The sequence below is a fragment of the Pseudomonas retamae genome (assembly GCF_043496865.1).
GTDB lineage: Bacteria > Pseudomonadota > Gammaproteobacteria > Pseudomonadales > Pseudomonadaceae > Aquipseudomonas > Aquipseudomonas retamae.
The window spans coordinates 236,951-251,299 of sequence record NZ_JBIEIL010000007.1 but is presented as its reverse complement, the minus strand read 5'-3'; the positions used below and the strand labels follow the sequence as shown (position 1 = coordinate 251,299).

14 protein-coding genes are annotated in these 14,349 nt (G+C 63.2%); 12 read left to right on the top strand and 2 right to left on the bottom strand.

Features of this window, described 5'->3' with window-relative positions:
• Nucleotide 1 precedes the first annotated feature (1 nt).
• The 7 genes from cyoB (at nt 2) to ACGSLL_RS16105 (ending at nt 5,679) form a co-directional block, all read left to right on the top strand.
• On the top strand, nt 2-1,975 hold the full coding sequence (cyoB, locus tag ACGSLL_RS16135) for a cytochrome o ubiquinol oxidase subunit I (protein ID WP_394507064.1): 1,974 nt from the start codon (nt 2-4) through the stop codon (nt 1,973-1,975).
• 2 nt (nt 1,976-1,977) lie between these two features.
• Complete coding sequence (locus ACGSLL_RS16130) at nt 1,978-2,592, top strand: cytochrome o ubiquinol oxidase subunit III (protein WP_208940888.1); 615 nt, start codon at nt 1,978-1,980, stop codon at nt 2,590-2,592.
• Between the two features lies 1 nt (nt 2,593).
• Nucleotides 2,594-2,932, top strand: coding sequence for a cytochrome o ubiquinol oxidase subunit IV (gene cyoD, locus ACGSLL_RS16125; protein ID WP_258449040.1), 339 nt, complete (start codon nt 2,594-2,596; stop codon nt 2,930-2,932).
• On the top strand, nt 2,890-3,807 hold the full coding sequence (gene cyoE, locus ACGSLL_RS16120) for a heme o synthase (protein WP_394507063.1): 918 nt from the start codon (nt 2,890-2,892) through the stop codon (nt 3,805-3,807). Before cyoD ends, cyoE begins: the two co-directional genes overlap by 43 nt.
• Nucleotides 3,808-3,918: 111 nt before the next feature.
• Nucleotides 3,919-4,179, top strand: a complete 261-nt coding sequence (locus ACGSLL_RS16115; protein WP_206416494.1) for a metallothionein — start codon at nt 3,919-3,921, stop codon at nt 4,177-4,179.
• Nucleotides 4,180-4,218: 39 nt separating this feature from the next.
• Nucleotides 4,219-4,461, top strand: a complete 243-nt coding sequence (locus ACGSLL_RS16110; protein ID WP_394507062.1) for a DUF2934 domain-containing protein — start codon at nt 4,219-4,221, stop codon at nt 4,459-4,461.
• Nucleotides 4,462-4,503: 42 nt separating this feature from the next.
• Nucleotides 4,504-5,679 carry an MFS transporter gene (locus tag ACGSLL_RS16105; protein ID WP_394507061.1) on the top strand — a complete coding sequence of 392 codons (1,176 nt, stop codon included), beginning with the start codon at nt 4,504-4,506 and terminating at the stop codon, nt 5,677-5,679.
• Here the strand turns inward: ACGSLL_RS16105 and ACGSLL_RS16100 are convergent.
• Together ACGSLL_RS16100 and ACGSLL_RS16095 are read right to left on the bottom strand one after the other, a co-directional pair.
• Nucleotides 5,639-6,544: a LysR family transcriptional regulator gene (locus tag ACGSLL_RS16100; protein ID WP_258449036.1), complete on the bottom strand. Its 906-nt coding sequence runs from the start codon at nt 6,542-6,544 to the stop codon at nt 5,639-5,641. The two genes, ACGSLL_RS16105 and ACGSLL_RS16100, sit on opposite strands and share 41 nt — an antisense overlap.
• A 94-nt stretch (nt 6,545-6,638) precedes the next feature.
• Entirely contained in the window at nt 6,639-7,838 is a 1,200-nt protein-coding gene (locus ACGSLL_RS16095; RefSeq protein WP_394507060.1) for an MFS transporter, read from the bottom strand.
• A gap of 303 nt (nt 7,839-8,141) precedes the next feature.
• Between ACGSLL_RS16095 and ACGSLL_RS16090 the strand changes: the two genes are divergently transcribed.
• From ACGSLL_RS16090 to ACGSLL_RS16070, 5 genes are all read left to right on the top strand, one after another.
• Nucleotides 8,142-9,404 (top strand): c-type cytochrome, encoded by a 1,263-nt coding sequence (locus tag ACGSLL_RS16090; protein ID WP_394507139.1) that lies wholly within the window; start codon nt 8,142-8,144, stop codon nt 9,402-9,404.
• Nucleotides 9,401-9,874 (top strand): (2Fe-2S)-binding protein, encoded by a 474-nt coding sequence (locus tag ACGSLL_RS16085; RefSeq protein WP_394507059.1) that lies wholly within the window; start codon nt 9,401-9,403, stop codon nt 9,872-9,874. The genes ACGSLL_RS16090 and ACGSLL_RS16085 overlap by 4 nt, the downstream gene beginning before the upstream one ends.
• On the top strand, nt 9,871-12,105 hold the full coding sequence (locus tag ACGSLL_RS16080) for a xanthine dehydrogenase family protein molybdopterin-binding subunit (protein ID WP_394507058.1): 2,235 nt from the start codon (nt 9,871-9,873) through the stop codon (nt 12,103-12,105). The genes ACGSLL_RS16085 and ACGSLL_RS16080 overlap by 4 nt, the downstream gene beginning before the upstream one ends.
• A gap of 171 nt (nt 12,106-12,276) precedes the next feature.
• The gene (locus ACGSLL_RS16075; RefSeq protein WP_394507057.1) at nt 12,277-13,389 is read left to right on the top strand and encodes an alkene reductase; all 1,113 of its coding nucleotides are present in this window, start codon (nt 12,277-12,279) and stop codon (nt 13,387-13,389) included.
• Nucleotides 13,390-13,487: 98 nt separating this feature from the next.
• Nucleotides 13,488-13,967: a helix-turn-helix domain-containing protein gene (locus tag ACGSLL_RS16070; protein ID WP_394507056.1), complete on the top strand. Its 480-nt coding sequence runs from the start codon at nt 13,488-13,490 to the stop codon at nt 13,965-13,967.
• Nucleotides 13,968-14,349 lie beyond the last annotated feature (382 nt).

Here is a 14,349-nt window from a genome sequence, read left to right as displayed (position 1 = left end):
AATGTTCGGGAAACTTTCATGGGACGCGGTTCCATTGCACGAGCCGATCGTCATGTACACCCTGGCCATCGTTGGCCTGATGGGTTTTGCCCTGGTCGGCACCGTCACCTGGAAGCGCAAGTGGGGGTACCTCTGGCGCGAGTGGTTCACCTCGGTCGATCACAAGAAAATCGGCTGCATGTACATCATCGTCGCGCTGGTCATGCTGCTGCGCGGCTTTTCCGACGCGATCATGATGCGCACCCAGCAGGCCATGGCCTCGAGTGGCGGGCCGGGTTATCTGCCGCCCGAGCATTACGACCAGATCTTCACCGCCCACGGCGTGATCATGATTTTCTTCATGGCCATGCCGTTCGTGGTCGGCCTGATGAACATCGTCGTGCCGTTGCAGATCGGCGCGCGCGATGTGGCGTATCCGTTTCTCAATGCGCTGAGTTTCTGGCTGTTCGTGGTCGGTGCGGCGCTGGTCAATATCTCGCTGGGCGTCGGTGAATTTGCCCGCACCGGCTGGGTCGCCTACCCGCCCCTGTCCGAACTCGGCTACAGCCCCGGGGTGGGCGTCGATTACTACATCTGGTCATTACAGATATCCGGGATAGGCACGTTACTCACCGGGGTCAACTTCTTCGTGACCATTCTGAAAATGCGCACTGAAGGCATGACCCTGTTCAAGATGCCGGTGTTCACCTGGAACGCCCTGTGCACCTCGGTGCTGATCCTCGCCGCGTTCCCGATCCTCACCGCGACGCTGCTGATGCTCACCCTCGACCGCTATCTGGGCATGCACTTCTTCACCAACGAGGCCGGCGGCAACCCGATGATGTACGTCAACCTGATCTGGGCCTGGGGTCACCCGGAGGTGTACATCCTGATTCTGCCGGCCTTCGGAATCTTTTCCGAAATCGCCGCGACCTTCAGCAGCAAGCGTCTGTTCGGCTACGTGTCGCTGGTGTGGGCAACGATCTCGATCACCATCCTGTCGTTCATCGTCTGGCTGCACCATTTCTTCACCATGGGCGCCGGGGCCAACGTCAATGCGTTCTTCGGCATCATGACGATGATTATTGCGGTGCCGACCGGGGTGAAAATCTTCACCTGGCTGTTCACCATGTACCGCGGGCGGGTGCGCTTCGAAACGCCGATGTTGTGGACGCTGGGCTTTATCGTCACGTTCAGCATCGGCGGCATGACCGGCGTGCTGCTGGCGGTGCCCGGCGCGGACTTCCTGTTGCACAACAGCCTGTTTTTGATCGCGCACTTCCATAACGTGATCATCGGCGGCGCGGTGTTCGGCTACATGGCCGGGCTGACCTACTGGTTCCCGAAAGCCTTTGGCTTCCGGCTCAACGACCGGCTCGGACGCATCGCATTCTGGTGCTGGCTGATCGGTTTCTACTTCGCCTTTATGCCGTCCTACGTGCTCGGTTTCATGGGCATGACCCGACGCCTCAACCACTTCGACAACCCGGCCTGGCAACCGTGGCTGCTGCTGGAACTGGTCGGCGTCGGCATCATTCTCTGTGGCGTGTCCGCGCAGGCGCTGCAGCTGTATGTGAGCATCCGCAACCGCGCGAAATATCGCGACCTCACCGGTGACCCGTGGGATGGCCGCACGCTGGAATGGGCCACGGCCTCGCCGCCACCGTTCTACAACTTCGCCGAGCAGCCGAAAGTCAACGATCTGGACGCTTACTGGGGCATGAAAGAGCGCGGCGTCAGCACCCTGAGCCACACCGACTACCGCGCCATCCACATGCCACGCAACACCTCGGCCGGTCTGGTGATCAGCATCTTCGCGCTGATCTGCAGCTTCGCCCTGGTCTGGCATATCTGGTGGCTGGCGCTCTTCGGTCTGGTGGCCTCGGTGGTTGCCATGGTCGTGCGCAGCTACGACGAAGACATTGACTATTTCGTCCCCGCCCAGGAAGTGGCGCGGATCGAAAAAGCACGTCTCAAAGACCTGGCGGAGGCTTGATCATGTCCAATATCGTCCTGGAAAAAGACATCGCTCACAGCCATGAGCAAGGCCACGAAGATGCCGGGTCCATGCGGGTGTTCGGTTTCTGGATCTACCTGATGACCGACTGCATCCTCTTCGCGACGCTGTTCGCCGGCTACGCCGTGCTGCGTGACAGCGTCGCCGGAGGGCCGTCGACTGTCGACATCTTCGAGTTGCCTTACGTCCTCGCCGAAACCGCGCTGCTGCTGCTCAGCAGCATCACCTACGGCTACGCCATGCTGGCGATGAACCGCAACGACAAGGCCCACGTGCTGCGTTGGCTGGCGGTGACCTTCGTGCTGGGCTGCGGCTTCATCGCGATGGAAATCAATGAATTCCATCACCTCATCGCAGAGGGCTACGGGCCGGATCGCAGCGGTTTCCTCACCGCGTTTTTCACCCTGGTCGGCACCCACGGCGCGCACGTACTCAGCGGCCTGGTGTGGATGGCAATCTTGATGGCGCAGGTCAGCAGTCGCGGCCTGACCAACACCAACACCACGCGCCTGAGTTGCCTGAGCCTGTTCTGGCACTTCCTCGATGTGGTGTGGATTTGCGTATTTACCGTGGTTTATCTGTTGGGGGTGGTGTGACATGTATAACCAAAGTCAGGTTCACAGCAGTGCCGGGACCAGCCACGGCAGCAGCCGTTCGTACATGGTCGGCTTCATCATTTCGGTGGTGCTCACCGTGATTCCGTTCGGTCTGGTGATGTTTCCAACCTTGCCGCGCAATATCACCGCGTGGGTGGTGGTGGCGCTCGGCGTGGTCCAGGTGTTCGCCCACCTGAAATACTTCCTCCATCTGGACACCGCCTCGGAACAGCGCTGGAACCTGATTGCGCTGATCTTTTCGGTGGTCATCATTCTTCTGCTGGTTGGGCTTTCGCTATGGATCATGGACAGCATTCACCACAACATGCTGGCGCACTGAGGCAATGGAGGGTACCGCTCAACGTCGGCATTGAACTGACCAAACCGGGGATCATCTTCGGCAATCTGGCGTCGGTGCTCGGTGGTTACCTGCTCGCGGCGGCCGGCCGACCATTGTCTGTCGCGCACTTGCTGGCCACCGTGCTCGGTACCGCGTTGATCATTGCTTGCGGTTGCGTGATCAATAACTGCGTGGATCGCGATATCGACCGGCGCATGGTCCGCACCTGTCATCGGGCGCTGGCGATCCGCGCGGTGTCAGTGCCGGCAGCGCTGTGTTACGCCGGCGTGCTCGGACTGCTCGGTTTCGCCCTGCTCTGGCGCGGCACCACGCCGCTGGCCTGCGCGCTGGCGGCGATCGGCTTGATCATCTATGCGGGCGTTTATACCTGCCTGATGAAGCGCCGCTCGCACTGGGGCACGCTGGTCGGCAGCCTGTCCGGCGCCATGCCGCCGGTGATCGGTTATGGCGCGGTGACCGGCAGTTTCGACGCCACCGCGCTGTTGCTGGTCATCGTGTTCTGCTGCTGGCAGATGCCGCATTCCCATGCGATCACCGTCATGCGCCATGAAGATTTTCGTGCTGCCGGCCTGCCGACCCTGACGCTGAGTCAGGCGCGGCGCGAGATCGTTTTGTACATGCTTGCGTTCCTTATCAGCGCCGCCGTGCTGGGCTGGGTGGCGAATCTCAACGTGTCGTATCCCCTGGTAATTATCGGTCTGGGTGGCTACTGGTTTTATGTCGCTCTGCGGCGAATCAGCACCCGCACATCGAAAGCCTGGGCACGACGGCTCTTTGTGGTGTCGATTCTGCTGATCCTGGCGCTGAACCTGTCGTTGGCGCTGAATGCGGTACTGCCATCGTTCGACGTTTAGCCAGATTTTATCGACCGCTCATCGGCCCTGAGGAAATCCGTTCAAACCCTGCCGCGCTGCCGGTTATCAGATTTTATGAACGCAACAACCATCAGCAACCGGGAGGACACCATGGCTAACGACACCTCAACATCGCAGTGCGCCTGCTCTGGATGCACCTGCAGCTGCAGCGCTGACAACGCAGTCGAACGCGACGGCAAACGCTATTGCAGCCAGGCTTGCGCCGACCTTCACCCCAATGGTCAGCCCTGCCCGTCGAGCAGTTGCCATTGCGAGCAGAACCTGGGGCACAGTGAGCGCAACGTCAGTGATTCAAAACTGGACGAAGCGGTGGAAGAAACCTTCCCCGCCAGCGACCCGATTTCACCGTAACGCGCACACCCTGATTTTTACCCCGCTGGAGAGATTGTTATGGACGAGGAAACCATCCGCAAAACCGCCTATCGCCTTTGGGAAGAGCAAGGCCGGCCGCACGGGCAGGATTTCGATCACTGGTTCCAGGCACGCGCCGAACTCGATGCGTTCGACTCCGACGGCTTGCCCGGCTCGGTCGCCAGCAGCGTAGCGCCGCCGGCGCCACGGAAAAAGAGCAAAGACGCGCCCGCCACCACGGCGAGCAAAACCCGCAAGAAAACCCCAACCGCAGCGAAATGACCCTCACGATGCCGTCGCCAATCATGCTCGGGCGCTGAAACAATGCAGCGCAGCGCTAACCTGGTGGCGGCGGCTTTCGCCCTCACAGCGTTGTCCTATGGCCTTGCACGGTTTGCCTACGGCCTGCTGCTGCCGCAGATCCGTCAGGAGCTGGCGCTCAGCGTCTCGACTGCCGGCTGGATCGGCGGCAGCGCCTTCGCGGCCTACTGCGTGGGCATCGTTGCGACATTCATCAGTAACGGCAAACTCAGCCCGCGCGCACTTACGGTGCTTGCCGGTGCGGCCGCTTCGTCCGGCATGGCTTTGATCGTCTTCGCTCAATCGGGCTTGGCGCTGGGCTGTGGCGTGGCCCTCGCGGGGTTGAGTACCGGCCTGACTTCACCACCGCTGGCCAGCGCCGTGGCGGCACGCATTGCTGAGGCGCAGCGCGCACGGGCCAACGGCTTCATCAATGCCGGTACCGCCGCCGGCATCGTTTTTTCCGGTTTGGCCGTGGTTGTCGCCGCAGGGCAATGGCGGCAGTTGTATGCGCTGTTCGCAATGATGGGGGGCGCCATTACCGTGTGGCTGTGGTTTGCCGTACCACGCCGTGGCGAAAACGCAATCGCCGGCAACTTCTCCTTGGCCCTGCTGCGCCGCGCCGGTGTGCTGCCGCTGTGTTGCAGCGCCTTTCTGATGGGACTGGCGAGCACCGCCATCTGGACGTTCGGCGCCGACATTCTGCGCGCTGAAGCCGGTTTCTCCGATCGGTCGATTGCCTGGGCGTGGATATTGCTCGGCGCAGCGGGCATCAGTGGCTGCACCACCGGCGTGCTGACCGATCGTTTTGGTGTTGCGCGCGTGCATCGGTTGGCGCTGGCCGGAATCGCGGCCGGCACGCTGGGGCTGGCAGCGGCTTCGCTTTCGGCGGTTTATGGGCTCGCGACGATGTGCCTGTTTGGTGCGGCCTACATCGTCTCGTCCGGCGTGTATCTGATTCAGGGCATCAACCTGTTTCCGGAACGCCCCGACCTGGGGCTAGGCATTCCGTTTCTGGTTCTGGCGCTGGGGCAAACCGCCGGCACGCCGTTGTTCGGGGCGGTGCTGGAGAATGCAGGGGTGATCGTCGCCCTAGGCACGTTTGCTCTGGCTGCCGGTGTGGCGATGCTGCCGAAAGCAAGCGCCGCGAAGCAGCCGATCAAGCCGCCGGTTGGAGAATCTCCAACAGAAAATCGATGAACACGTTGATCCGGCTCGACCCTCGATGATTCGGCAGGTACAGCGCGTTGATGCAGCTGCTGGCAGTGCCGGGATTGACCTGATACTGCTCAAGCACCCGCACCAGGCGCCCGGCGGCAACATCGTCGCGCACCAGCCAGTCAGCCAGCAGCGTCACCCCGCCGCCATCGATCGCGGCTTCGCGAAGGATGTCGGCATTGTTGCTTTGCAGGCGCCCATGCACGTTGAGCTGGATGGTTTCGTCGTCGCCCTGAAAGGTCCAGTGCTGGTGCGTGCCGGCGTAATCGAAGCGCAAGCATTGATGGTCGAGCAGGTCGCGCGGATGACACAGCTCGGCACTGCGCGCCAGATACTCGGGGCTGGCGACGACCCAACGCTGGAACTGCCCGACGCGTTTGCTGACGATGTCCTCGCTGACCACCGAGGAGCCGAGGCGTACTGAAACGTCGATCTGTTCGCTGAGCAGATCGCTGACCTGATCACTCAGCGACAGGCTGATTTCCAGGCCCGGATGGCGCGCCAGCAAGCGGCTCAGATGCGGCGCGATGAGGCGCCGGCCGAACTCCACCGGCACGCTGATGCGCAGCCGCCCTTGCGCCTCGCTGCCACGGTCGGCAACCACCGCGTCGGCTTCGTCGATCGCGTCGAGAATCGCCACGGCCTTGTCGAAGTAAGTCTGCCCGGCCACCGTCACGCTGGTGTTGCGCGTGGTGCGATTGAGCAGGCTCGCGCCCAGTTCGTGTTCCAGCCCCGCCACCTGCCGGGTCACCGAAGACGTCGAGATCCCGAGTTTGCGCGCCGCCGAGGAATAGCCCCCGCAGCGCACGGTTTCGACAAACATCTTCAAGGCCAGCAACTTGTCCATCAGCGGGGTCCGGTCGGAAAGCAACGGCGCTGATTGTGCATCACCGTGCGCTTGCCGTCTTGTATCGCCGTGCTTGGCTGCAGGGGCCAAGTGCTCAGTCATCGGCTTTGTGGCTCAGGAACAGCCCCAGCGCCAAGGCGGGCAGCAACGCTACTGCGACCGCCGAAAGGTTCCAGCCGAAGTGTTCATAGAGCGGGCTGGCGACCAGTGAACCGAGGGCGCCGCCAACGAAGATGCTGGTCATGTACACCGCATTGAGGCGCGCGCGGCTGTGCGGGTCGATCGCGTAAACCTCACGCTGGCCGAGGACCAGGTTCAACTGCACGGCGAAATCCAGCAGCACCGCACACACCACCAGCCACAAGTAACCGCTGCCCGGCAGCGCGGCGATCAGCAGCGAAACCGGAGCCAACAGCAACGCCACCAGCGTACCGCGCCGCGCATGCCCGGCATCGGCCAGGCGCCCGGCTATCGGTGCAGCAATCGCGCCGACCGCGCCGACCAGAGCGAAGATCGCCACCTGTGCCTGACTAAAACCGTGATGACGCATCAGCTCGATCGGCGCCAGGGTCCAGAACAGGCTGAAGCTGGCGAAGAGCAACCCCTGATACAACGAACGCTGACGCAACAGCGCATGCTGGCGCGCCAAGGCAAATACCGAACCGATCAACGCCGTGTACGTGGCTTTATGGCTCGGTACGCGGCGAGGCAGCGCAACAGCGGTGATCAGCGCAATGACCGCCATCAACCCGGCAGCGCTGAAAAACACCCCGCGCCAGCCGAACACCTCGACCAACAGACTCGACAGTGGCCGCGACAACAGAATCCCCAGCAACAGGCCACTCATGATGTTGCCGACCACCCGGCCGCGCGTGGCTTCAGGCGCCAGATGCGCGGCCAGCGGCACGAGGATCTGCACCGCCACCGAAGTCAGGCCGATCAGCAGGGAAAACACCAGGAACATCGACGGCGAATGAGTCAGGCCGGCGCACAACAGCGTGACACTCGCGGCGAGCGTGAAACCGACCACCAGACGGCGGTTTTCCATCAGGTCGGCCAGCGGCACCAGCAACAGCAGGCCCAGGGCATAACCGAACTGGGTCAGCGAGACGATCAGGCTGGCATTCGCGCTGGAGAGGCCGATTTGCGGGGCGATCAATTCGACGATGGGCTGCGCGTAATAGAGATTGGCCACGACCGCGCCGCAGCAGAACGCGAGGAACGCGACCATCAGGCCGGAGAGTGAAGCGGGTTGCTCGGCCTTGGCCGTAGCGGCGGGATTGCCGGTGAGCATGGTGACACCTCATTGCGTCTGGAAAAGGTGAGCCAAGGCTACGGCCAGCACCGGGCCGCGAGAATCACTGCGCCGGGCAACGCAGTGATGCGTGTGGCGCAACGGCACACGGCGTTGCTTGTGACGCAACGCGCTGTTGCGCCAAGCGCTGATTCTCCGCCGCGCGAGTGTTCTCTAGGCTTTGTCCGAGGCGCAAACGTCGGCGCCCTTCCCCGGTCGCCACAAGGAGCTTCGCATGACTCGCCATCCTTACCCCCCGCTGTTTTGCCCTGTGCCGGGGTCGCGCTGATGAACCTGTCCTGGCTGAAATCCCGCACCCTCTGGATTGCCGTTGCGCTGTTGGCGGCGATGGCGCTGATAGCCGCCGTGCTGTTGATGTGGCGCCCGGCGATTGCACCGATCGAGCGCCCTCCGATATTCGATACGGCGCAGATCCAACGCGGTGCGCGAGTCGTCGAAGCCGGTGATTGCGCGGTCTGCCATACCCGCCCCGGCGGTGAATATCTGGCCGGCGGGCTGCCGCTGGTAACGCCGTTCGGCACCCTGTACAGCACCAACATCACCCCGGACGCGCAAACCGGCATCGGCCAATGGTCGCTGCCGGCCTTCGAACGGGCGATGCGCCAGGGCATCGCCCGTGACGGGCATTTTCTCTACCCGGCGTTTCCCTATGTGCACTACCGGCGCATGAGCGCCGAGGACATCACCGATGCCTATGCCTACCTGATGAGCGGCCCTGCCGTGCAGGCACCGGCGCGGCAGAACCAGATGAATTTCCCGATGAATATTCGTCCGCTGGTGTCGTTCTGGAACCTGCTGTTTCTCCACGGCGAACCGCTGACACCACTGGCCGAACGCAGCGCGGCGTGGAACCGCGGGCGCTATCTGGTCGACGGGCCGGGACATTGCGCCGGCTGCCATTCGCCGCTGAACCTGATCGGCGCGGAAAAATCCTCCAAGTATCTGCACGGCGGCAGCGTCGACGGCTGGGACGCCCCGGCGCTGGTCGGTCTGGGGCAACGGGCGAATCCGTGGAACCGCGAGCAACTGGTCGATTATCTGCGTGCCGACGTGGTCGCCGGGCACGGTACTGCGGCTGGCCCGATGCGCCCGGTCAGCCTGAGTCTGGCGCGTCTGCCGGCCAGCGAAGCCGATGCGATTGCCGAGTACCTGCTGAGCCTGGAGCAGCCGCCGATGGTCACCGAAACCACGGCGCCAACGCCGGTCGAACCCGCCTCCACTGCCCAAGGCGCGATGCTGTTTACCAGTGTCTGCGCCGGCTGCCATGGCCGCGCCGCGCCGATGCGCGAAATCGACGGGCGTCCGCCACTGGACAGCACCTCGGCGCTGCACGCGGCCAGTTCGCGCAATTTCCTCAAGACCGTACTCGAAGGACTGCCGGCCACGCCCGGTTCGCCCGGCCCGCAAATGCCCGGGTTCGCCGCCAGCCTCGACAACTCGCAACTCGCCGCACTGGCCGTGTATCTGCGCCAGCAGGTGCGCCCCGACCAGCCCTGGGCAGACCTCTCTTCCACTATTGAAGCGTTACGTCAGGAGGCCAAATGAGCCAGATCACCCTCAACGTCAACGGCGCAGCCCAGGCATTGGAGCTGGAACCGGACATGCCGCTGCTGTACGCGCTGCGCAATCATCTGAACCTCAATGGCGCCAAGTACGGCTGTGGTCTGGGTCAGTGCGGTGCCTGCACGGTGATCGTCGATGACCAACCGGTATTCGCCTGCCTGACGCCCTGCGCAGGTCTGCAAGGCAAGCAGATCCGCACCGTGGAAAGCCTTGGCAGTGCAGAAAAACCCGGCCCGCTGCAAGCGGCCTTCATCGAAAAACAAGCGGCGCAATGCGGCTACTGCATCGCCGGCATGCTGATGCGTGCGCAAGCGCTGCTCGAGCAAAATCCTCACCCGGATGAGCAAACCATTCGCGAACACATGGCCGGCAATCTGTGCCGCTGTGGCACACATCTGCGCATCATCGAAGCGATCAGCCTGGTCGCCGGGCAACACGGGAGCCGGCCATGAGCGAATCAACCGGTCTGAATCCCAGCCGTCGGGCATTCTTGCGCGGCGGCGCATTGCTGATGGCCTTCACCCTGGTGCCGATGGCGCGGCGGGCGCTGGCCGACACCGAAGTCGACACGCTCGGCACCGTGGTGCTGGCCCCGGATCTGCCGGGCAGCCTGCGCACCAATCCCTACCTCGACGCGTGGATTCGCATCGGCGCCGACGGCATCACCGTGTACACCGGCAAGGTCGAGTTGGGCACCGGAGTAAAAACCGCGTTGCTGCAAATTGCCGCCGAGCGCCTGCAAGTGCCGACCAGTGCGATCAACCTGCTCACCGCCGACACCGCGCTGACACCCAACGAAGGCTACACCGCCGGCAGTCACAGCATTTTCGACAGCGGCACCGCGCTGTTCCATGCCGCTGCGCAAGTGCGCGAGATGCTGGTGCACTCCGCCGCGCGCAACTGGAAGGTAGACCCGGCGCAGCTGACCACCGCTGATGCGATGATCGAAGGACCGGGCGGGCAACGCATGAGTTACGCCGAAGCGGTCAGCAACGTCGATGTGCACCAATACGCCAAGGCGCAATCGCCGAGCCTGCCAGCGTCAGATTTCAAACTGATCGGGCATTCGCTGCCGCGTCTGGACATCCCGGCGAAAGTCAGCGGCGGCGCCGCATTCGTCCAGGACATGCGCTTGCCCGGCATGCTCCACGCACGGGTGATTCGCCCGCCGCGTCCGGGTTGCACGCTGGAGGCGTTCGATGCGCCGGCCATTGAGGCACTGGCCGGGGTGGTCAAGGTAATCCGCGACGGCAATTATCTCGCCGTGGTTGCCCGTGACGAATGGCAAGCGATCAAGGCCATGCGCAGCGCCAGCGAGGTCGCGCGCTGGCGTGGTGGCGACGCAATTCCCGAGGCCGCTGATATTCATGCCTTGCTCAAGCGCCTGCCTTCGCGGCGCTATCCGATCAGCAACAATGGCGACGTGAATAACGCCGGTGAAACGCGTTTCAAGGCGCGGGTGACCAAGCAATATCTGATGCACGGCTCGATCGGTCCGTCCTGCGCCGTGGCCTGGTTCAAGGACGGCGTGCTGACCGTGTGGACGCATACCCAAGGCGTCTATCCGCTGCGCGCCGGCATCGCCGAAATGCTGCGTCTGCCGCCGGAGCGGGTGCGCTGCATCCACACCGAGGGCTCAGGTTGTTACGGCCACAACGGTGCCGACGATGCCGCCGCCGACGCCGCATTGATCGCCATGCGCGTGCCGGGCACGCCGGTGCGTGTGCAGTGGATGCGAGAGCAGGAAAACCTTTGGGAACCGTACAGCTCGGCGATGGTGGCCGAGGTCGACGTCGGCTTGGCGAACAATCGCCTGCAGGACTGGAACTACGAACTGTGGACCACGCCGCACAACGAGCGCATCGTCAATGCCGGGCGCTTGTTACCGGCGCGCTTGCTCGCGCAGCCATTTGCCTCGGCGCCCTCGGTGCCGATCGCCCAGCCCGAAGGCGACGGCGACCGCAACGCGGTGCCGCTGTATGACCTCGGCGCGACGCGGATCAACATGAACTTCGTCACCACCATGCCGTTTCGCACCTCGGCGATGCGCTCGCTCGGCGCGCACATCAATATCTTCGCCATCGAAGCGAGCATTGATGAACTGGCAAGCAAGGCCAGCCTTGATCCGGTGGCGCTGCGCCTGGCGCATCTCAGCGACCCTCGTGCGCGTGCGGTAATCGAGCGGGTGCGCGATGCCATCGACTGGCCGCATAAAAATTCCGAGCCCGGTGCCGGTATCGGTTTCGCCTTCGCCCGCTACAAAAACATCATGGGTTATTGCGCCCTCGCCGTGCGCCTGCGCGTGCATCCGCAAACCGGCGAGGTGCGCATCGAGCATGTGGTGACGGCGGTGGATGTCGGCCAGATCGTCAGCCCCGACGGCCTGCGCAATCAGGTCGAGGGCGGCATCGTGCAGTCGGCGAGCTGGACGCTGTACGAGAAAGTCGCCTACGACGCGGGCGGCATTCGCAGCTACGACTGGAGCGGTTATCCGATCCTGCGCTTCACGCAACTGCCGAAGAAGGTCGACGTGCATTTACTCGACCAGCCCGGTGAGCCGTTCCTCGGCGCCGCCGAAATTGTCCAGGGGCCGATGGCTGCTGCCCTCGGCAATGCCGTCGCCAATGCCACCGGCCGGCGCTGGTTGAACCTGCCGCTGAGTCGTTCGGCCCAACCTTCCTGAGCCCAGCCCGCGTTCATTGCCAATGAACGCGGGCGCCGTTGCGCCAGGCGCAAAACAGCGTAGCGCCGCCCACCGATTATCACCCCAGCCTTGCGCAGTTAACGTAGCTCTACCGCATGCGCAGCCCGGCTGTCGCGCTTGAAGTCATTCGTTAATTATCTGGAGTTGCCCATGACCCGCCGCCTGTTCCAACCCGTCGAACTCGGTCCTTACACCCTCGCCCATCGCGTCGCCATGGCACCGCTGACCCGCTCGCGCGCCGGCCAGCCCGGCGACGTGCCGAACGCAATGAACGCCGAGTACTACCGCCAACGCGCCAGTGCGGCGCTGATCATCACCGAGGCCACGCAGATCTCCCGCCAGGGTCAGGGCTACGCATGGACACCGGGCATTTACAGCGATGAGCAGGTCGAGGCCTGGCGTGCAGTCAGCAGCGCGGTGCATGGCGCTGGCGGGCTGATCTTCATGCAGCTGTGGCATGTGGGCCGCGTCTCGCATCCGAGCTTTCAACCAGACGCCGGCCTGCCGGTCGCACCGAGCGCACTGCCGGTGCCCGGCAAGACTTTCATCGTTGACGAAAACGGCAATGGCGTCTGGGGTGATGTGCCGGTACCGCGAGCCCTCGAAACGGCCGAAATCGCCGCCATCGTCGAGGACTATCGCCTCGCGGCGCGCAATGCCATTCGTGCCGGGATGGACGGTGTCGAGATCCACGCGGGCAACGGCTACCTGCTCGATCAGTTCCTCAACAGCAACAGCAACCAGCGCGACGACGCCTACGGCGGCAGCGTCAAGAATCGCGCACGCCTGTTGCTCGAAGTAGTCGCAGCCGTGGCCGACGAAGTCGGGGCCGAACGCGTCGGCGTACGCCTGACGCCAATGGGGCGTTTCATGGGCATGGGCGATGACACGCCAGAAGACACGTTTGGCTATCTGGTCGACGCGCTCAATCGCTGGAATCTGGCGTATCTGCACCTGGTCGAGCCGGCGATGGTCGGCACGGTCAAGGACGAGAATTTCGACCCGCGCTGGGACGCGATCATTGCGCAATTGCGCGGAATCTGGAAAGGCGTGCTGATCCTCGCGGGCGGTTACGACGCCGAGTCTGCCGAGCAGGCATTGCGCTCGGGGCGTGCCGATATCATCGCGTTTGGCCGGCCTTTTCTGGCCAATCCGGACCTGCCGCGGCGGATCCGCGAGCACCTGTCGCTGAACACGCCGGACCCGAGCAGTTTCTTCGGTGGCGATGAGCGCGGGTACATCGATTATCCGGTTCATGTCTGAGCGGGAAGCGCGGCGCGGCTTCAGAACTTTTCAGGTTTGCTTAAGGACTTTAAATGTCGGCGGCGCCCAGACTTTGCCTAACGATCAGGAGAGCCGCCATGACCCCGCATTCGCTGAATTCAGACTATTCCTGCACGCTGGCGCGTCCATTGGGTGCGCTGTCCGGCTGGCAGGAACGCCGCGCCAAGGCGTTCATTCTCGGCGACTTGAGCCGCAGCTTGCGGGTCAGTGAGATTGCCGAGCATTGCAATCTGTCGCGCAGTCATTTTTCCCGGGCGTTCAAGCTGGTCACAGGCTGCTCGCCGCAGGAGTGGATGTTGCGGGTGAAGATCGACAAGGCGAAGGGTTTGTTGCTGACGCCGATGCCGATTACCGAAATCGTTTATGAGTGTGGGTTTTCTGATCATTCGCACTTTACCCGTACGTTCGGACGCCTGGTGGGGATGCCCCCAAAGGCTTGGCGTCAGGCGATGGGGCTGGATGTTGCGCGTGTTGCGGTGGTTGGCGAGCGGGTGGCGGTCTGGGAGGGTGCGGTGGGTTTTGGCGTTGCGGTGCGGGGGGTGGAATTGCGTACTTGATTTTGGTTTGTTTGCTCCCTCTTTGGGCCGCTTTGTTGCGGTCTTTTTTTTGGCCGTGGCGGCCTTTGGGCCGACCAGGCTCTTTTTGTTTTGGTGTATATCCGTTTTATTGGGTGTGGCGGCTGGCGGTTTCGCCCTTACGGCGAGTCCCTTTTTCAGACGCCAAAAAGGAACCAAAAGGCTTTGCTCCGGCGTACGGCCCTCGCAGGCTCGGGTTCCTTCGCTCCGGGATCGATCCGGGCGCAGCGGCTACGGTTTGCTGCGCTGCACCTACTTCCGCTGTGTCTGGCTGCGCCAGACGGTCGCTGCGCTCCCACGCCCGGATCAATCCCTCCACTCAGCCTTCCGATGTCGCTGGTCAGGCAAGATCAAGATCAAGGGC

What these genes read in the sequence shown, in the direction of transcription:
- cyoB (WP_394507064.1), top strand. Translation starts at nt 2, where the DNA reads ATGTTCGGGAAACTTTCATGGGACGCGGTTCCATTGCACGAGCCGATC.
- ACGSLL_RS16130 (WP_208940888.1), top strand. Translation starts at nt 1,978, where the DNA reads ATGTCCAATATCGTCCTGGAAAAAGACATCGCTCACAGCCATGAGCAA.
- cyoD (WP_258449040.1), top strand. Translation starts at nt 2,594, where the DNA reads ATGTATAACCAAAGTCAGGTTCACAGCAGTGCCGGGACCAGCCACGGC.
- cyoE (WP_394507063.1), top strand. Translation starts at nt 2,890, where the DNA reads ATGGATCATGGACAGCATTCACCACAACATGCTGGCGCACTGAGGCAA.
- ACGSLL_RS16115 (WP_206416494.1), top strand. Translation starts at nt 3,919, where the DNA reads ATGGCTAACGACACCTCAACATCGCAGTGCGCCTGCTCTGGATGCACC.
- ACGSLL_RS16110 (WP_394507062.1), top strand. Translation starts at nt 4,219, where the DNA reads ATGGACGAGGAAACCATCCGCAAAACCGCCTATCGCCTTTGGGAAGAG.
- ACGSLL_RS16105 (WP_394507061.1), top strand. Translation starts at nt 4,504, where the DNA reads ATGCAGCGCAGCGCTAACCTGGTGGCGGCGGCTTTCGCCCTCACAGCG.
- ACGSLL_RS16100 (WP_258449036.1), bottom strand. Translation starts at nt 6,544, where the DNA reads ATGGACAAGTTGCTGGCCTTGAAGATGTTTGTCGAAACCGTGCGCTGC.
- ACGSLL_RS16095 (WP_394507060.1), bottom strand. Translation starts at nt 7,838, where the DNA reads ATGCTCACCGGCAATCCCGCCGCTACGGCCAAGGCCGAGCAACCCGCT.
- ACGSLL_RS16085 (WP_394507059.1), top strand. Translation starts at nt 9,401, where the DNA reads ATGAGCCAGATCACCCTCAACGTCAACGGCGCAGCCCAGGCATTGGAG.
- ACGSLL_RS16080 (WP_394507058.1), top strand. Translation starts at nt 9,871, where the DNA reads ATGAGCGAATCAACCGGTCTGAATCCCAGCCGTCGGGCATTCTTGCGC.
- ACGSLL_RS16075 (WP_394507057.1), top strand. Translation starts at nt 12,277, where the DNA reads ATGACCCGCCGCCTGTTCCAACCCGTCGAACTCGGTCCTTACACCCTC.
- ACGSLL_RS16070 (WP_394507056.1), top strand. Translation starts at nt 13,488, where the DNA reads ATGACCCCGCATTCGCTGAATTCAGACTATTCCTGCACGCTGGCGCGT.